This is a genomic window from bacterium, from assembly GCA_016786595.1.
In the GTDB taxonomy this organism is placed as follows: Bacteria; Bdellovibrionota_C; UBA2361; order SZUA-149; family JAEUWB01; genus JAEUWB01.
In genome coordinates, this window is the sequence record JAEUWB010000039.1 from 1 (window position 1) to 17056 (window position 17056).

At 43.3% G+C, this 17056-nt stretch carries 14 protein-coding genes and 1 pseudogene; 6 read left to right on the forward strand and 9 right to left on the reverse strand.

All coding sequences use genetic code 11. The features are described from left to right. Both JNK13_06040 and JNK13_06045 read right to left on the reverse strand, forming a co-directional pair. A pseudogene (locus JNK13_06040) lies at positions 1 to 852 on the reverse strand (IS3 family transposase). After that, the gene (locus JNK13_06045; GenBank protein ID MBL7662297.1) at positions 795 to 1085 is read right to left on the reverse strand and encodes a transposase; all 291 of its coding nucleotides are present in this window, start codon (positions 1083 to 1085) and stop codon (positions 795 to 797) included. Before JNK13_06045 ends, JNK13_06040 begins: the two are co-directional and overlap by 58 nt. A gap of 248 nt (positions 1086 to 1333) precedes the next feature. Between JNK13_06045 and JNK13_06050 the strand changes: the two genes are divergently transcribed. Then, on the forward strand, positions 1334 to 1615 hold the full coding sequence (locus tag JNK13_06050; GenBank protein ID MBL7662298.1) for a hypothetical protein: 282 nt from the start codon (positions 1334 to 1336) through the stop codon (positions 1613 to 1615). Between the two features lie 496 nt (positions 1616 to 2111). Here JNK13_06050 and JNK13_06055 read toward each other — a convergent pair whose 3' ends face one another. The 7 genes from JNK13_06055 to JNK13_06085 form a co-directional block, all read right to left on the reverse strand. Further along, positions 2112 to 3050: an endonuclease/exonuclease/phosphatase family protein gene (locus tag JNK13_06055; protein ID MBL7662299.1), complete on the reverse strand. Its 939-nt coding sequence runs from the start codon at positions 3048 to 3050 to the stop codon at positions 2112 to 2114. A 130-nt stretch (positions 3051 to 3180) separates the two neighbouring features. After that, positions 3181 to 3945 carry an acyltransferase gene (locus tag JNK13_06060; GenBank protein ID MBL7662300.1) on the reverse strand — a complete coding sequence of 255 codons (765 nt, stop codon included), beginning with the start codon at positions 3943 to 3945 and terminating at the stop codon, positions 3181 to 3183. Then, positions 3942 to 4685 (reverse strand): alpha/beta hydrolase, encoded by a 744-nt coding sequence (locus JNK13_06065; protein ID MBL7662301.1) that lies wholly within the window; start codon positions 4683 to 4685, stop codon positions 3942 to 3944. Before JNK13_06065 ends, JNK13_06060 begins: the two co-directional genes overlap by 4 nt. Before the next feature lie 162 nt (positions 4686 to 4847). Beyond that, positions 4848 to 6446, reverse strand: a complete 1599-nt coding sequence (locus JNK13_06070) for a discoidin domain-containing protein (protein MBL7662302.1) — start codon at positions 6444 to 6446, stop codon at positions 4848 to 4850. An 88-nt stretch (positions 6447 to 6534) separates the two neighbouring features. Continuing rightward, the gene (gene purL / locus JNK13_06075) at positions 6535 to 10257 is read right to left on the reverse strand and encodes a phosphoribosylformylglycinamidine synthase (protein MBL7662303.1); all 3723 of its coding nucleotides are present in this window, start codon (positions 10255 to 10257) and stop codon (positions 6535 to 6537) included. A gap of 2 nt (positions 10258 to 10259) precedes the next feature. Further along, the gene (locus JNK13_06080; protein ID MBL7662304.1) at positions 10260 to 11753 is read right to left on the reverse strand and encodes a hypothetical protein; all 1494 of its coding nucleotides are present in this window, start codon (positions 11751 to 11753) and stop codon (positions 10260 to 10262) included. Beyond that, positions 11754 to 12854 (reverse strand): hypothetical protein, encoded by a 1101-nt coding sequence (locus JNK13_06085; GenBank protein MBL7662305.1) that lies wholly within the window; start codon positions 12852 to 12854, stop codon positions 11754 to 11756. It lies immediately after the preceding gene. Positions 12855 to 12961: 107 nt separating this feature from the next. Between JNK13_06085 and JNK13_06090 the strand changes: the two genes are divergently transcribed. The 5 genes from JNK13_06090 (at position 12962) to JNK13_06110 (ending at position 16972) form a co-directional block, all read left to right on the forward strand. Continuing rightward, positions 12962 to 14140 carry a hybrid sensor histidine kinase/response regulator gene (locus tag JNK13_06090; protein MBL7662306.1) on the forward strand — a complete coding sequence of 393 codons (1179 nt, stop codon included), beginning with the start codon at positions 12962 to 12964 and terminating at the stop codon, positions 14138 to 14140. After that, a complete protein-coding gene (gene def, locus JNK13_06095; protein MBL7662307.1) occupies positions 14140 to 14691 on the forward strand; it encodes a peptide deformylase in 552 nt (183 codons plus the stop codon). Before JNK13_06090 ends, def begins: the two co-directional genes overlap by 1 nt. Before the next feature lie 14 nt (positions 14692 to 14705). Beyond that, on the forward strand, positions 14706 to 15692 hold the full coding sequence (locus tag JNK13_06100) for a methionyl-tRNA formyltransferase (protein ID MBL7662308.1): 987 nt from the start codon (positions 14706 to 14708) through the stop codon (positions 15690 to 15692). Beyond that, positions 15685 to 16344: a ribulose-phosphate 3-epimerase gene (rpe, locus tag JNK13_06105; protein ID MBL7662309.1), complete on the forward strand. Its 660-nt coding sequence runs from the start codon at positions 15685 to 15687 to the stop codon at positions 16342 to 16344. Before JNK13_06100 ends, rpe begins: the two co-directional genes overlap by 8 nt. 175 nt (positions 16345 to 16519) lie before the next feature. Beyond that, a complete protein-coding gene (locus JNK13_06110; GenBank protein ID MBL7662310.1) occupies positions 16520 to 16972 on the forward strand; it encodes a hypothetical protein in 453 nt (150 codons plus the stop codon). The last annotated feature ends 84 nt before the right edge of the window (positions 16973 to 17056 follow it).

A 17056-nucleotide genomic window follows, 5' to 3' on the forward strand; every position in this document is an offset into this window, starting at 1 on the left:
CGAATGTCGTCGCCTGGAGTTATAAAAGTTCTCGATGTAGCCACCGATATCTGCCGTGGCGGCTTCACGAGAAGGATAATCCATCTGATGAATCCGCTCCACTTTTAAAGTATTAAAAAAGCTCTCAGTCATGGCATTGTCATAACAATTTCCCTTGCGACACATGCTTTGCCGGATGCGCATGCTCTGAAGGAGGCGTCTGTAACGAAAACAAGCATATTGAATGTCTCGATCAGAATGATGAACGAGCTCTGCGGGCAGCTGGTTTCTGCCGGCTGCTTTGAGCAGCGCCGCTACCGCTACATCCGAATTTAAACTATTCGATGTTGCCCAGCCGACAATTTCTCTGGAAAAGAAATCCAATACCACCGCTAGATACAACCAACCTTCCTTCGTCGGAATGTAAGTAATATCGCTTCCCCACTTCTGGTTAGGCGCCGTTGCTGAGAAATCTTGATTGATAATATTCTCCGCCACCGGCTCTTGATGATCTGATTGAGTAGTAACCGGCTTGAACCGCCGTTTATACCGGTTCGAAACAATCCCAGCTTCCCGCATCAATCGAGCCACTCTGTTCTCTCCACAGCGGATTCCTTGCCCTATTAGCTCCTTGGCAACTCGAGGTGACCCGTAGGTCTTGAAACTATCGGCATGAATCACTTTGATCCTATTCGTTAGCGCTGCGTTCTCAACCGCCCTTGGCGAATCTCCCCGTGTCAGCCATTCATGATAGCCAGAACGGCTCACCGCAAACGCTTTACACATCGCCGTTAACGGATATTCCTTCTGATGGCTCATAATCCACTCGTATCGTCGCTCGACGACCTCGCAAAATACGCCGTCGCTTTTTTTAAAATGTCACGCTCCAGCCGAAGCTGCCGCACCTCCCGCCTTAATCGCTTCAGCTCCTCTGCTTCTGGCTGCTTCCCTTCGGCAACCGGATCACCCGCCGCGCTTGCCAACCAGTTATACAACGTGTTGTCATTAATCCCCAGGTCCCGCGCAGCCTGAGCTACGCTCAGGCTCTCCTCCCGCACCAATCGCACCGCCTCGGCCTTAAACTCCTTACTGTATCTCTTTCTCATACGTTCTCCTTATCACAGGTTTATACCTGTCCGGAAAACTGGGGGAGGTTCAGACATTTCCAATGTTGTAACCGACCTAATACTGCAATTCTTGTTACTGGAACTGATTCTCTCCGTCATGGTTTCGATATTCTTGTCAATGACATGTCCTATGATTGTTCCAATCATAGCCCCGTTTACCACACCTTCCGTAACAATAACTGGAGCAGCGATTCCGGACATGCCGCCGGTTACAGGTGCCAATATAAGTGAACCTACTGCAGAGATTGGCTTCTGGTACGGGGTTACTTTCTAATAACATCGACCAGCTCTGCTCTTGGTTTGGTGATTTTTCACAAGGCAAGGGTACTGATGGAGAGAAGTTAATGCAGGATTGCCCTGGCGACTGCAGCCCACAATATTATGTGGCACTTGAGGATCGGGCCAGTAGCCTTGAGGCAACTTGTCAGATTGTGTGTGGCCATGCGCGGGATAGAGATGACGGGATTTACAATCTTAAGTCTGCTGTAATCTGGAATTGCGAGGTTTGATTTTTTCAATTCCGAATTCTTGTAGCTACACATCCCCTTTAAAAGATGTCATGCCTCCCCCTCATCCTCGCCTTCCGATATACAAACGAGATCTACTGTTAGATCATAGGGCTTCCATCAAAAAAAGCCGCTCAAGCCGGAATCTGTCAAAAAGCCAATTATTCGAATTCTGTTAGTAACAAAATTGTCAATTTACAATAGCTGCCGATTTAGTGAACTTCATGCATGGGTAGATATCTCCACACGCTTTACTATTAGCAGCAAAGTGCTCGGCACAGCAGTAGTTATTTCCCGTGACCATTACTGGAAAGATTTGAGTGGCGAGTCGATAAAAGTTATCTAGTTCGCGTGCACGAGTAAAGTGCTAGATAATGTTTTTGAAGTAGGTTTTGCACAGACTGCTTCTTTTATTGGCTTAGCCGCTGGCATCGGTTATCTTTAAAATTATCTACTCATATACAAGAATACGCTGCCAACTAGATCCCAGGTTATCACCTTATAGCCCTTCAAACATTAGTGCTTTGTGGTCTGAGCCTATAACAGTTTCAGTTTTTAGACTTATTGTATGCCAATCCAGAGTGTATAGAATGTGATCTATTGGTATACCTAATAAAGGCGCATGAGCAGGCCAGGTAGGTAGCATGCCAAAACCATGTCTGGAGTTATATAATTTCGATGTATGGATAAACTGCCGATAAGCAGGTGACCACATACTTGAGTTTAAATCGCCTACTAGGATAGTTGATTCACCGAGCTGCGCGAGAGCATCGCTGAGTTTAGCATATGCAATATTTCTGCCCTCAAAATATTGTTCATTTACTGGAGGCAGAACATGGACTCCGAATAAATTGAATGTCTTATTTTTTATCGTAAATTTTGCAATAATAGCGTCGGTTACTCCAACCTTGGCGATTCTCACGCTTTCTGGCTTGTGCTGGCTATAAATTGCTATTCCAAAATTATCGTCTTGAGGCTTACTCAATGAATGCGGAAAAAGATCGCTGATTAGATTAAGATGTTTCTCCCATTCTCGATCAATCTCCAGAACTACCAAAATGTCCGGCGCCTGTTTTTTAAATAGGCTGATTACTTGATCGTAGTTTTGATTTCGAGTGTAGACATTTGCCACCATGATCTTAATTTTATTCTCGGATTGAAGAGCGTTTTCAGAATGATTTCGATTAACTGCTGTATAATAAGGTAAGATTTCATAGAAATTAACCATTGCAACAGAAAATGCAAAGATACTGAGACGTAGATTTTTAGTGAGTAATAAAAATAATGAGAGAAATAATGAGATGCAAAGATATTGAATACGGAAGTGAGATAAAAGATCTATAATAAGAAAGTTGTTATTTAGCCAGCTACTACAGGAAGAAATCAAAAGTGCAGAGATTCCAAATGTAAAAATGTAGTTGATTAACTTATTGCTCACAGCCTCAAATACCTATTTGACTAATGCCTTTTAACTTCTGATCTAAAGTGACTTTTGATGACTTGTCCACCGAAGCCACGTAGGTAGAGAAGAAATTCGCTAAGATAGATCTGACTTAATTAAATATTTCCTAGCGATATTTAATGATCTTAGCCGGGCTACCAGCGACAATTGCATTGTCAGGAACATTCTCTCGCACAAGAGAATGGGCACCGATAATTGCATTTTTACCAATTGCGACCCCATCGAGTATTGTCGAATGCGCACCAATCCAAGCGTGGTCACCAATCGTCACCCCCCCTTTAATCTCCATCTGCTGCTCAATTAAAGGTTTGTCGTCTGAATCAAAACTATGGTTACCAGGTCCGATATACGTATAAGCAGCGATCAGCACACTCTTGCCAATCGTAATCTGACTTTGGCTGGCAATTCGGCATTGTGAAGAAATATTAACACCATCTCCAAGACTAATCTTTGCATTCTTAGATGTGATAATCGTCTGACGCCCAATTAAAACTCCATCGCCAAGCTCAATTCCTGCCTCGACTGCAGCTGAATCCTTGCGAACATCAAGCACTGCATAATCATCGACGAGCACTCCCTTACCGAAATTGATGCGCTGTGGATGACGAATCGTAACACCGCGACCAAGCGTGGGTTGCTTCGATCGCGCTGAAAGAAAAAGACTCAAAAATGCCCCGCGTAGAACATATCCCAAACTTCCCGGGAGATTAATTAAAAATAAATTATAAAGCTCAAATCCTAGGAAAAATAAAAAACTAGCATCTTGGCCGACAAGTAGATCGCGATACAAACGAAACTTACTAACTCGGGCTTGAGCAAGTCGACGCTGCTGGGGAGTCATTGCAATTTGCGATTGAGAATGTTCTGTCATACTCCACTTCCTTGTGGATAATCTGAGTAAAACTCCTTGCCTAAACCAGTTTGAGCTTTAACTTGCCTTGCACTAGTTGCCGGACATTTGATTGATACATTCTGAAATTCATCTATCAAGTTAAATAATTTATCACTAACATTTTCGACTGCAGTAACTTTAGCGGCATAGGCATTAGGAATAGCATTAACTAAAAGTTCCGCCTGCGCGGTCTCAAAATGCGTTGCTCGTGGAAGTGTCACAATCAAGGCTGGACAGCGCACGCGATGCAACTCTGGGCGTGAATCAAATGCTTTAGATAATTTTCTCAACGGTAATCCCAGCGGCAAGTGCGACTCGATCCAGTCAATCATGCGCGTTCCAAGGCTTGGACAAATTCGGGTTGTGGCATTAATTAGAATTACGCGGCGAACTAATTTTGGATAACGAATCGCTAGATCTTGCACGAGTGTGCCGCCTGCCCCAATGCCAATCGCAGTCATTTTACGCGTCGAAAAACCCTCAAAGTAGCTGCCTAATTTAGCAGCAAATTGATCGACAGAATTTAAATCTGGGAGTGCGGATGCAAGCTGATAAAGCTTAAATTCTTCGCTAAGTTTATGCCTTAAATCTTTAAGACTCAGAAAATCACCTAAATTATAGTCCTGCTCCGCAAAAAGATAAACTTCAGATGTCGCCAGAGATTCACCACTTCGTGGTGCAATTACCTCAAACTTAATTTCAGGATCTAGTCTGCTCATGTTAATTTCAAAGCTTATATACTGCTTCCATTAAGGTTTTCCCGAAAAAACTGTGCTGGCAAGCAGTATATCCGTTTCGCCGAGAGGCAAAACAAAACAAAAATATACCCCTTCTTATCTTTGCACTTTCCAAGGGAATTCCATATTGGGAGGGGTATACATCTAATTGAGTTTTGCTTCAAATAGCTCAAGCTCGGCAATCGACCAGTCAAGAGTCGGGTGCATTCCAAGTTGAGTAATACGAATGATTTTTACTGCTTGATAGGTTGGTAGATTAATTTCGACTTCGGTCTGTGAGCCAAAATATGGATAGCCTTTCGGACTTAAGCGCAGTGGCCCATTCCAAGGTGATTGCTCGATGACTGTCGCTAAATGCGCTAAGTCTTGACCAACTTCAAGCTTAATACCTTGGGGAAAATCGCCCGGGGTTTTTGGTGCAGAGAGAACGACGCGCTTTAAATTGCGTGCTTGTTCAAGCGTAATGGTCATAAAATCTCCGGGCGTTTGAGGACGACCAGTATTCCAACGAGTATTTGGGTCGTGATCAAGAATATTTTTTGCATTGCTCTGATTAATATTAGTTACAACCTCTGCAGTAAAATCCTCGCCCGGAATTAATTTTCTTAATTGCGCTCCAACTTCAAAGCCCTCTGCGGGGTTAACTTGATAACTTGAGAGCACATAGGCTGAAGGTCCTTCCTCAAGTGGGACCGTAGAAAACCTAGTATCACGAGTTTTAAGTTGTAGCTGACCCAAACCTAAGATTCCCTGCACCCTTAATATCAACAAACAACTCAGGCAGAATAAGAGTTGCAAACCAGCTTTAAAAGATAATTGAGCAGACAAGTTTAATACGACAAACAGTAATAAAATTGGCAAAAGCATTAACGTTGGCGTGGCTGCAGACATTCCCGGGATGACATTTGACATAACTTCAAATGGTGAAATGGTATTTAAATAAGCTAGCTCAGACAAATGGACTTGCAAACAAAGGATCGTTAGTAGCCAAAAGATAAAACCATGCCTAACTCGTGTTTGGTCACGGCTTGGAGAATCTTTACGGTTTAAGACAAAAATTAAAAAATATATACTAAAAATTAGCGCGAAAATCCCCGTATAACTAAGCGACCAATTTTGCGATTGCTCAGCTAGCAAGGGATTTGGCGCCAAGCTATCTCCGATTAAAGGTGTGGACTTAAAACTAAGCTTACTGATCGGAGCAAGTCGTGCATTGGCCGGATAGTCGATCTCTGGATAAGCTGGGAAAAGTAAAAAACCTAGAGCAATGCTCGTCACAAGTATCAGTGCTAGCAACTTTGAATTAGAACGGCTTTCCTTGTTTGAATAAAATAGATAGGCAATCGCCAGCAAGGTTCCAAGAACCGCAATTGAACCGGCACTAACTGACCAGATCATAACTAAAATCAGCGCATCAGTCAGTGTCTTTAACCCTGGTCTTTCACGCAGTCGTAAGAGCGCTACAAGATACAGTGGAAACCAAGCAATGCGCAGTAGATAGGGATCTTTCCCTGCTAAGCAGAGCATTGCGACAACTATGCACAGTGCCTGAATTATCGCAGTCTGAAATTTTTTCTGCTGCAAGTAGAAAAATGCAAATGTAGCTCCTGTTAAAATCAGCAGCTGATAGTAGAACCAAATCTGACTGGTGATTTCAATTGCGCCAAGCCCGAGCACTGGACAGAGGTACTCTTGCGCAACAAAATTAATGTCGCGGTAAAAAATATGAATTTGAGCAAACATCAGTTATTTTTATAAACAAGTAAAAGTTTTAGCACCAGCTATAGTCTGGCCAACCAAACCATGCGCGTCGAAATTCATGGGCCTACAATTAGAACCGAGCGCGAATCCACTCAAAAGCTGCGCGAAAACTTAACAACCACGGAGAGAGTTCATCAGACTTGAAACGTTCCTGCGGATAATACCCCCAATTCCAAGGAAAAAGTGAGCGTTCAAGATGCGGCATAATCACTAGGTGTCTGCCATCTTTCGAGCAAACACCCGCAGCGTTATAGTCCGCTCCATTAGGATTAAGTGGATAACTACTGGAGAGGTAGCGCACAGGAATATCATAGTCAGATTCGTTACCTGGCAACACAAAGCGTCCCTCACCATGGGCAACCCAAATCCCAAGTTTCGTGCCAATTAAAGGTTTAAGCATAATGCTTGCCGTATCTCTGATTTCAACCCCGAGAAAAGCGCTTTCAAACTTCCTTGAAGCATTTTGTTGCATCGTCAATCCAGGGAAATAGCGATCTCTTACCAAATCAAGAGCAGCTACAAGCTGACAACCATTACAAACTCCGATTGAAAGGGTATTGTCTCGGGCATAAAAACGTTCCAGAGCTTCGCGAGCACGAGCATTAAACAAACATGCGCCAGCCCAGCCTTTACCCGCACCAAGCACATCGCTATTAGCAAATCCTCCTGGGAAGGCAATCATCGAGATGTCTTCAAGTGTTTCACGTCCAGAGATCAAATCACTCATCGTCACATCGCGAACATCAAAGCCAGCGGCAAAAAGTCCCATTGCCATTTCACGATCCCCGTTGGTCCCCTGCTCGCGAATCACAGCAGCCACAACCCCACTACTGCTTGCCCGCAGTGGGTCAATCTGGTGAGCACTCTTTTTGCCTGTAAAACTCTTGGGGAAGCTAAAATTTAGTGGCAGTTTGTCGAAATTCTCCAAGCGCTCTGCTGCTTTACCGGGAGCTGTCTGCATTTGATCAAAAAGTGCGGAAGGTTTAAACCAAGCTTTACGTAGTTCGCTGAGTTGTGGCTGCCACGTAAAGCTTGTCGTGGAAAGTGTAATTGCTTTGTCACTTGATACTCGCGCTAAAGTAAATGCTTCGATTTTAGTGGTTGTAAATTGGGCAATAATATCCTTACTGTCTGTTTCACGGACCTGGATAATTACTGCTGGCTTTTCGCATAAATAAAAGTCAGGACTAAGCTTTACTTCAGTAGAAAATCCAAGCTCTCCAGCAAAAGCCATTTCAAGAAGAGTAGCAATCACACCACCACTTGAAACATCGTGCCCAGAAAGAATTTTTTCATCAACAATTAACTGCTGAATGAGCTCCAACCCGGATTTAAATTTTTTCGCATCAGCTACGGTCGGGCAAATATCTCCGATTAATGACCGGGTTTGCGCATAAGCGCTCCCACCAAGAGGGTTAGTACTCAAGCCACTTAAATTGAGATATATCAGCACCGTTTGACTACCGGCCTTGAGATCCGGGGTAACGCAAGCTGTTACGCGCTTGGTTGGTGCAACTGCTGTCACAATCACAGTTCCTGGAGAACGCACCTCCAAAGTCTTTTGCTGTTGATTTAATTCCTCAGCACCGTAAAGCGTTGTCATCGAAAGCGAATCTTTTCCCGTCGGCACGGGAATCCCAAGTTCAATGCAAAATTCTGACAAGGCTTTAACTGCTCGATAGAGTCGTGCATTCTCTCCTGGTCGCTTAGCCGGCCACATCCAGTTAGCAGAAAGCGCAACTCGAGCGAGCCCACCTTCCAGTGGAGCCCAGATCAAATTGGTCAGCGCTTCGGCAACGCTTAAAATTGCACCAGCTTGCGCATCAATCAAACCAGCTATCGGTGCATGGCCGATTGCTGTCGCCACGCCAGATTCACCAGTAAAATCCAAAGTTGAAATGGAAACGTTACTGAGTGGTAACTGCAACGCTCCAACACATTGCTGCCGGGCGACCCTTCCACCGACGCAGCGGTCTACTTTATTCGTTAACCAATCCTTACAAGCAACTGACTCGAGCGATAAAAGATCCAACACCGTTGTTGTAAAACTCTCAGCCGTATTGATTTCAGCTTGAAGTGCTTGCACTTGATAGCTGAGTTCTTGATCCTCGAGTTTAAGCTTAGGAGAACTGCCAAATAAAACTGCAGTCGGGAGGTTAAATGGAGTAGATGAGTCTGCTTCTTCAAAAACAATTTTTCCATCGCCAGTTAGTTCGCCCACAACGTAGCATGGAGCATTCTCACGCAGGCACACGGCCTGAACCAAGGGTAAATCTTTGGCAGCGACAATTAAACCCATGCGTTCTTGCGATTCATTACAAAGAATCTCGCGGACCGACAAAGTCTCGTCACCAATTGGCAAAGCGCGGATTTTAATTTTACCACCAGTAGCTTCAAGCAATTCAGAGAAGCAGTTAATGTGCCCGCCTGCGCCATGATCGTGAATCAACTTAATTGGGTTTTCAGGAAGTTCTGCCAAAGCGCGAATCGCGTTAAAAACGCGCTTCTGCATCTCGGGATTAGCCCGTTGAATGGCTGTGAGTTCTAAATCTTTAGCGTAATTTCCAGCATCAACTGAGCTTACCGATCCACCAGCAAGTCCAATGCGGTAGTTATCACCGCCAAGCACCACAACTTTATCGCCGATTTGAGGTTTTAATTTATGCGCCTGGTTTAAATTGGCATAGCCCGTCCCACCAGCAAGCATGACAGTGCGATCGTAGCCGTAAAATGCAAGATTTGATTGACCTTCAAAGGTCAACAGCGAACCACAAAGCATTGGTTGACCAAATTTATTACCGAAATCTGAAGCGCCAAGAGAAGCTTTAATTAAAATTTGAGAAGGAGTTTGATACTTCCAGGGGCGTTCAGCAAATGCTTGCTCCCAATTCTTTGCTCGTGAGCCTTTAAGCCGCGGGTAAGCAGTCATATAGACAGAAATCCCAGCGAGTGGAATTCCTGCTTGTCCACCCGCCATGCGGTCGCGAATCTCTCCGCCAGATCCAGTTGAGGCGCCGTAAAAGGGTTCAACGGTAGTTGGGAAATTATGCGTTTCGGCTTTAAGAGACAAAACTACCTCTGTCGGCTGAAGCTGATATGTTCCGGGGCGGTCAACAGCATTTGGAACAAATTGCGTGGTAGCAGCACCTTGAATGAAAGCAACGTTATCGGAGTATGCAGAAACCACATGCGCTCCAGACTGTTTAGTTGTCTCTTTAATCCAAGCAAATAGAGATTTTTCCTGAACTTGATTGTTAATTACAAAGCTGCCGTTAAAGATTTTGTGACGGCAGTGCTCTGAGTTGATTTGTCCAAAAGCAAAAATCTCTACATCGGTAAGTTCACGCTCTAGACTTGTTGCAGCTGATTTTAAAAAATCAAGTTCCTCACGAGAAAGCGCTAACCCATGTTCAAGGTTAAAAGCTTCAATGTCTTTAACGCCAAAAGTTAGAGCTGGTTTAGTGCTATTCTGTAGGGTTACTTCACTGAGTTCATGATATTCAGCTTGAAGCATTGCGTCGAAATCAACCGCTGTCTGAGCTTTGATTTTTTGGAAGCTCTCAATCCGAGAAATTCCCTGGATTCCCATATTGCGCAGCACATCAGTTACGTTTGTCGACCAAGGCGAAAGCATTTCCTTCCTCGGGCCGATAAAGCGGCCCGAAATTTTACCCGTGGGCACAAGGTCTGCTTCAAGAATCCATTTAAGTTTTTCTATATCTTTGGTTGAGAGTGGGTCAGCAGATTGAATTAAAAATGAAAACTCTTGATGATCAAATAGAGTAGAAGACATGGTCAACGCTTAGTAAATATTTGCCACGAGATTCGCCTCTCGGGCTTGAGTTTAGAATCATTATCTGTAACTGCCTGCCATTCTGGCGCGGCTTTAAGTATTTGAGCTAAAGGCTCTATACTGAGGCTAAGTATGGCATTAGCTGAGGTTTTTTGGGAAATTTCATTCCAGTTTCGGCCAGTTTGGGTCAACTCCTTAAACGCTCGAGCCATTTGTGGATCATTTTGAATGGTGAAAAAATCGCTACTGATCTTGAGCTGCACATTACCCGACCTAGCCGCACTCAAAAGTAGCGGTCCGGCTAACTTTGGATTTAAGATTACAACCGTGGGATTCAAATCTAAGAGCTGCTTGACTGCAGCTTCAAAAACGCGGTCTTTGAATAGGGGCTTTTGCCAAAGCGCATTAACATGCACAATTGAAAAACATAATAACACCCAAATCAGGCCAAGTAATGAAAGTTTTTCTGTAAGTTGACTAAGCTTAAGAATTGCAATCTTCAGCGGATTATCCCCAGCAAGAATTGGCCAAATTCGTGCAAGTATTGCACCCAAGATCAGCATACCCACACCAACTAAGCGCGGCTCAATTAAAGCAAGCCCGAGGGCTAGACTGACCACTAGATATTCAGTCTGATGTAGCTTTACATTAAAGCGTACTCGGCAAAGACTTAAGAGACAAAGTTGGATCAAGAAAAAAGCAAAGCTAAACGAGAGTAATGGATTTTGCCAGTCAGCTGATAAAAATTGCTCCAAGCTCAGCTCGAAGTGTCGCAGCTGAGCTTGGATTAGATTCAAACTTAAAATCTGACCGTCAACAGCAAGCGTAAAACTTAAGCAGACAGCTACGAGTATTGCAAATTTTTGCCCCGCTTTGATCGTTAAACTTAAAATATAAATGCTGATTAATAAGCTTGCTGGTAAACTTACTGCACTTGAACGCGCAAGCATCCATACGGAAAATACTAGAGCAGTAAAAATTATTTTTTGAGGCCTCTGCTGATACAGTTGCAGCAAAGTCATAGAGCAAATTGTAAAAAAAAGTAGAAATAATTCAGGGTTAAGATCTGCTTCAATAAAAAGTCCAAGCCCAGTGACTAAAGTAAGTCCAAGGGAAAAAGCTTCTGCAGCACTTAATCGTAGAAATAATTTAAAAACTAAATAGAAACTCAGTGTAATCAAGGAAAACTTTAGTAGCAGAAAAACAATTGGAGATTGTTCTAAGAAGACCTGGTCAATCACGGCCAGGCAAATACTTGGAAGCCAAATTGAGTTAGTGGTTAGGCCCGATCCGAATTCAGCATGCATCCAATTTAGCGCAGAAAAAATTCCAACTCTAAGCTGCTCAGCCCCAGTCAAGCGTGAGAAATAAAATTCAGCCGAGCTAATTTGTTGTGTGATATAAAGTGCTGCAACGAAAAGAAGGATGAAAAATAGTTGTAGGTTTTTCTTTTCCGGAAAAGGCTTCTCTCCGCTGCTCGATGAAAAGTGCTGCACTTATGCCCGCTCCTTACGAGAGATGCGATGTAGGTTGCGAATATTCTCTAATGCGCTAGTGCTACCACGATAAGCGATACCCGCGTTAAAGCCAATTTGCTTAGCAATAATTAACTGCTTCTTTGCTACTCCTAAGTCTTTGGGGGTCTTAGCCAGTAGAATGCGCACTACTCCCAAATTATTGCGAATCGCAGCATGTAGCGCTGGCACTTCTTCACCGCGAAGCTTAAATAAGGCGCCATTAAGCTCACGCTCAGCACAGCGTAGTAAGGCAATTTGCGCAGTATCAGCCAAGTATTCTTTCAGGTAATAGTTGGCTAAAATTAACTTCGCAAGCGAGCGCGGAGCCGTCTGCCAGCCACTAATATTAGTATAGCGAAATTGCAGCAAGCGGCTAAACAAATCCGAGCTATCGGTCTCTAGCGATAAGACCTCTGCTAATTCTGTAAAATATTGATCGGCAAGCGCCTTCGGGTGAGTTGAGATCGTAAGTATCTCTGGAATTGTCACGATTGCAAAATCGACATTGCCTAAAGTAACTTGAAGATTGCGACCCTGCTTGCTGATGCCAGGTAAATTTTGAGAACTGAAGATTTTCAACTCAGCAGGGAAATAAATACTCAGTTCTTTAACATTGCCACCTACTAACATTGTAGCAAACGAACTTTTCTCGAAAAAATCTTTCGCTGCTTGCAAGTTCTGGATACGGTTTTCGATAATTCCAAAGCGTGATTTGAAATTATGGGCTTCGGCAAGACTTTGAAAATTTCTGCGCATCGTGAATGCATGAAAACCAAAACGGTCGTCAGTAAAACGAGTTAAATAAGGTCCTGGCCTGTAAAGCACTGAGGGTAAAAACCCGCGGATGTATAAAATGCCTGCAGCCCAGAGCACGAACCCAACAAGAATCAAAGCCCGTGGAATACAAAGACCAAGGGCATTTAAATATAAAACTAAGATCAGCGTGAGAATTGGGAAAAAAACCATCTGTAAGTCATCTAAAGGATAACCTGCAGTTTTCAAGACCAGTGTAATACCTAGCACTAAGACTAAGAGCAGGGCATAGATTTTGGGCAATCCGGCATGATCTGATTGTTTCATGGATCTTAGAGGCCAATGCATGCTATGACTCCGTACTCAGGTAATCGTTCTCAGCAAACGAAGACTTGAAATCGAGCAATCTCTTTGGAGCACAAATTTGTAGTAACATGACTGACGTAAAGGGAAATTTGCATACTGGGACAAGAATTGGAAGGTCTCCTTTTTTAAATACTGAGCAGGCATTAACTCAGGATTTAAATGCTAATACTTCGGAACTAATTCATTTTATTAGTCATGAAATTGATAACCCAGTCACGGCAATTGTCTCCTTAGCTTCGGTTTTGCCGCGCACAGCGAGCGACCAAGAACGTATCTCGCATTTCTCGGATTTAATTGCTCAAGAAGCCTGGAAAATCAGTCGCTTAACTGAAAAGTTGACCTATCTACTCTCAACCAGAGCAACGGCGAAAGTACCCTGTAGTCTTATGACTACAGTTGAGCGCGTCAAACAAAAATTGTCCGCTGAAAAATTATTCACAAATTGGCAGATCTCAATACAAATTACGAGCAAAGCTTCGGAGGTAATGTTTGAGTTCCATCAGCTTGCACTTTTGGTGCGTGAATCAATTTTTATTATGCGTAATATTGGAGAGCTCCTCCAAACCGAGCAAAAGCAAATTCAAATCACTGCCGAAAGTGACAATAATGAAGTAATATTTTCCACAAAGGTTTCTACAAAAAAACAATTCGAGAGTGATTTGAGTTTACTTTTTGACTGCGCAGCAGCAGAGAGCTCTCAAACAAAAGAACTAAGTTTGGCACTAGCTGTAACCAACGCCATTGCTCAGCGATTTGGCTGCGAATTTGAAATCGAAGAAGAAACCACCAGCACTGGCTTCGATTACCACCTCACAACCTACCTGAAAAAAGCAACCGCGAGTAAAACCTTGCCAAGCCTTGGAGCTGAAACTCTGGCATCAACTTCAAGCCTTAGTATTCTTATCGTTGATGATGAACCAGTAGTTGCTACTGGCCTAAAGAAAATTATCGAACTTTCCTTTCGTGGCGCAGAGGTGAAACTCTGTAGCCCTGAGGACGCACAAGAACATCTTAAATCTGGGGCCGCTTGTGCTTTAGTCTTATGCGATCTGCATCTACCAGGATATTCTGGAGTTAACTTACGAACTGAACTAATTGAGCTCCGACCTGATTTGTCTAAACGAATCTTGATGATGACTGGCGACAAATCCAGCACTGAAGTGCAAATGCTTGAACCACTGGTAATGTATAAGCCATTTGATGCAGAAACATTAATTTTAAAAATTCGAGAAACTCTTGGTCTCTAATGTCGACGTTAAAAATTCGCATTTATCCTGACCCCGTGCTCCGCGTAAAATGCACGCCAGTTCCAACTATTACCGCCGAAATTAAAACGCTGCTCGATGATATGGCAGAAACGATGTATCAAGCTTCGGGCATTGGTCTTGCCGCCTCACAAGTCGGATCAACTCATCGAGTAATTGTTGTCGATCTGCGCGAAGAAACAGCAGAACATGCTGATTTTAAAAATCAGGAAGATGCCTCGGACGGAGCCAGTTTGGGTTTACTGCAATTAGTTAATCCTGAAATTATTAGTGCTTCAGGTAAAACCTCAATTGAAGAAGGCTGCTTGAGTATCCCGGGTATTCGCGAAGAAGTTCCTCGGGCTAAATCTATCGCCCTTAAGGCGCTCACAAAAGATGGTCAACCGTTTGAGCTTAACGCCACAGGCTTACTGGCGATCTGCTTACAGCATGAAATTGATCACTTAAATGGGGTCTTATTTATCGATCGCCTAGGCGCCGTTAAAAAGCAGTTAATTAAAGCTAAGCTGAAGAAACTTGAGCAAGCGAAATAGCATAAACGCAAGTAATGGCAGACAAAGTCTATAACATTATTTTTTTCGGAAGCCCTGAATTTGCTGTGCCAAGCTTATCCGCGCTTAGCGCGGATCGACGCTTCAATCTTTTAGCTTGTATCACTCAAACTGATAAACCTGCTGGACGAGGACAAAAGTTAAGCCCTCCCGCTGTGAAAGTTTTAGCGCAAAAATTGGGCCTGCCAGTCTTTCAACCCAAATCGCTAAAAAATATCCTGCAGAGCGAAACTGATTTCGGTCGTTTTTTACAAACTCATCAGCAAATCGATGCAGCCATTCTTGTCGCCTACGGTAAAATTATACCACCAGAATTACTACAATACCCAGGCTTCGGAGTGATTAATATTCATCCATCCGATCTCCCACGCTGGCGTGGTCCAGCTCCGATGCAACATACGATTCGCGCCGGAGATAAATCGACTGCAATCTCAATCATGCAGCTTGATACTGGAGTTGATACTGGACCTGTCTTTGCAAAAAAACATTTTACCGTGTCGCCAAATGAAACTTTTGGAGAATTGCACGATAGACTTGCTGTAGCAGGTGCTAAATTCTTACTAGAAGTTTTACCTGAAATCTTAACTGCGCAGCTTAAAGCAGAAGAGCAGCTAGATTCAAATGTAACTTTTGCTGAAAAATTTCCTAAAGATTATTTTAAAATCGACTGGAATCAGGCACCAGAAGTTGTAACTCAACAAATCCATGCACTTTCGCCAAGCCCTGGGGCACGTACAAATTATCAAGGCCAATTAATTAAAATTTATCGCACACGGCTAACAAATCTAAAGCTTAATACTTATCAGCCAGACTGCTTTAAGGCTGGAACAATTGTTTCGATTTCACGTGGGGAGCTGCTTGTCGCTACAGGCCAAAACGGTATAGTAGCACTCGAAGAACTACAGTTTGCCGGCAAAAAGATTTTGCCGATTAAAGACATCATTAACAGTAAAGTTTTTTCTAGAGGGGATTATTTTGAGTAATTTAATTATTGCGCCATCAATTCTCTCAGCCAACTGGGGGAAGTTTGCTGAAGAAGTACTTGCAGTTGAGCATGCAGGTGCAGATTGGATTCATATCGATGTGATGGATGGTCAATTTGTCCCGCCAATTACTTTCGGGGCAGAACTTGTAAAAACCCTTAGACGACTTACCAAGCTTCCACTTGATGTCCACTTGATGGTCTTAACTCCAGAGCAGCAAATTGAGCAATTTGTTAAGGCTGGGGCTGATTCAATTACAATTCATTTTGAAGCAACCAACGATCCAACTAAAACACTTAAACAAATCCGTTCACTTGGCTGCAAGGCCGGCCTGGCCTTAAAGCCACAAACAGACGTGTCCAAGGCACTCCCGCTACTAGCTGAAATCGATTTATTGTTAGTGATGAGTGTAAATCCAGGATACAGCGGTCAGGCATTTATTCCTGAAACATTAAGTAAAATCAGAGCTGCAAGAAAATTAATCCAGGAAAGTGGCCTAAACATTAAACTTCAAGTTGATGGCGGAGTTAAGGCTGATTCAGCGAAAGAGTGTGTGCAGGCTGGTGCAAATGTACTTGTTGCTGCCAGCTACATTTATCATTCCAGTTCATATAAAACAGCAATAAATTCATTAAGGTTATTGAATACTTAACTTCTGATTCTGTTTTAAAGGCGCTTAACTTAAAAGTTGTGCGCATAATGTATAGTTAAGAGTGAGAAAACGGGTAAGAGGTTTTTTTAATTCAGCTTCCTTGCATTGATTGGTCCTTAGAGTGATTATTTTATTTATCGATAATTATTCTTAGGGCCAATCAGCCTGGAAGAAAATGAAACGAGTCTTTAACGACACCGATCTCGCTGCAGTTCAGACCAGAGTTTGGGAAACCAACAAAAGTGAATTTGGCTTTATCGGTCTGCATGACGGATGGGATCTTAGCGAAGGTGGTGGAGCCGATTTGATTCGTGAAAGTCATAATCGGATTGAAATCCTTCCTCGACATCGTCGGTTGCACAGCTGGTCAAAGATTTTGATTCTCCCCGATCCAACATGGGAAGATGAGAACAATTTTACATTCGGCTGTACCGGTTGGATCACAGGTATTAAAGGGTATGTCATTCAAATTGACAGACCTGAAGAACCAGAAATGCCTTGGATCATGGCCATCGGAAGAATTCCCTATCAGACTTGGGATGAACTTCTGGCGTGCCTACCACAGGTAATCCAACGCGTCGCTTGGGAAGATCGTGAAGGTCGGCGCCAAGCAAAAAAGACTGCTTAGAACTTTTATTCGAGGGTTGTCCCCGCAACCCTCACTCTTTTCTTAAATTACTATCTTGCGAGTGATAAATTAGTGATTTTTCTT

Coding starts and splice junctions, on each gene's coding strand:
- JNK13_06070 (MBL7662302.1), bottom strand. CDS start 6,446: ATGTTTGCTCAAATTCATATTTTTTACCGCGACATTAATTTTGTTGCG.
- JNK13_06045 (MBL7662297.1), bottom strand. CDS start 1,085: ATGAGAAAGAGATACAGTAAGGAGTTTAAGGCCGAGGCGGTGCGATTG.
- JNK13_06110 (MBL7662310.1), top strand. CDS start 16,520: ATGAAACGAGTCTTTAACGACACCGATCTCGCTGCAGTTCAGACCAGA.
- def (MBL7662307.1), top strand. CDS start 14,140: ATGTCGACGTTAAAAATTCGCATTTATCCTGACCCCGTGCTCCGCGTA.
- purL (MBL7662303.1), bottom strand. CDS start 10,257: ATGTCTTCTACTCTATTTGATCATCAAGAGTTTTCATTTTTAATTCAA.
- JNK13_06065 (MBL7662301.1), bottom strand. CDS start 4,685: ATGAGCAGACTAGATCCTGAAATTAAGTTTGAGGTAATTGCACCACGA.
- JNK13_06090 (MBL7662306.1), top strand. CDS start 12,962: ATGACTGACGTAAAGGGAAATTTGCATACTGGGACAAGAATTGGAAGG.
- JNK13_06100 (MBL7662308.1), top strand. CDS start 14,706: ATGGCAGACAAAGTCTATAACATTATTTTTTTCGGAAGCCCTGAATTT.
- JNK13_06085 (MBL7662305.1), bottom strand. CDS start 12,854: ATGAAACAATCAGATCATGCCGGATTGCCCAAAATCTATGCCCTGCTC.
- JNK13_06060 (MBL7662300.1), bottom strand. CDS start 3,945: ATGACAGAACATTCTCAATCGCAAATTGCAATGACTCCCCAGCAGCGT.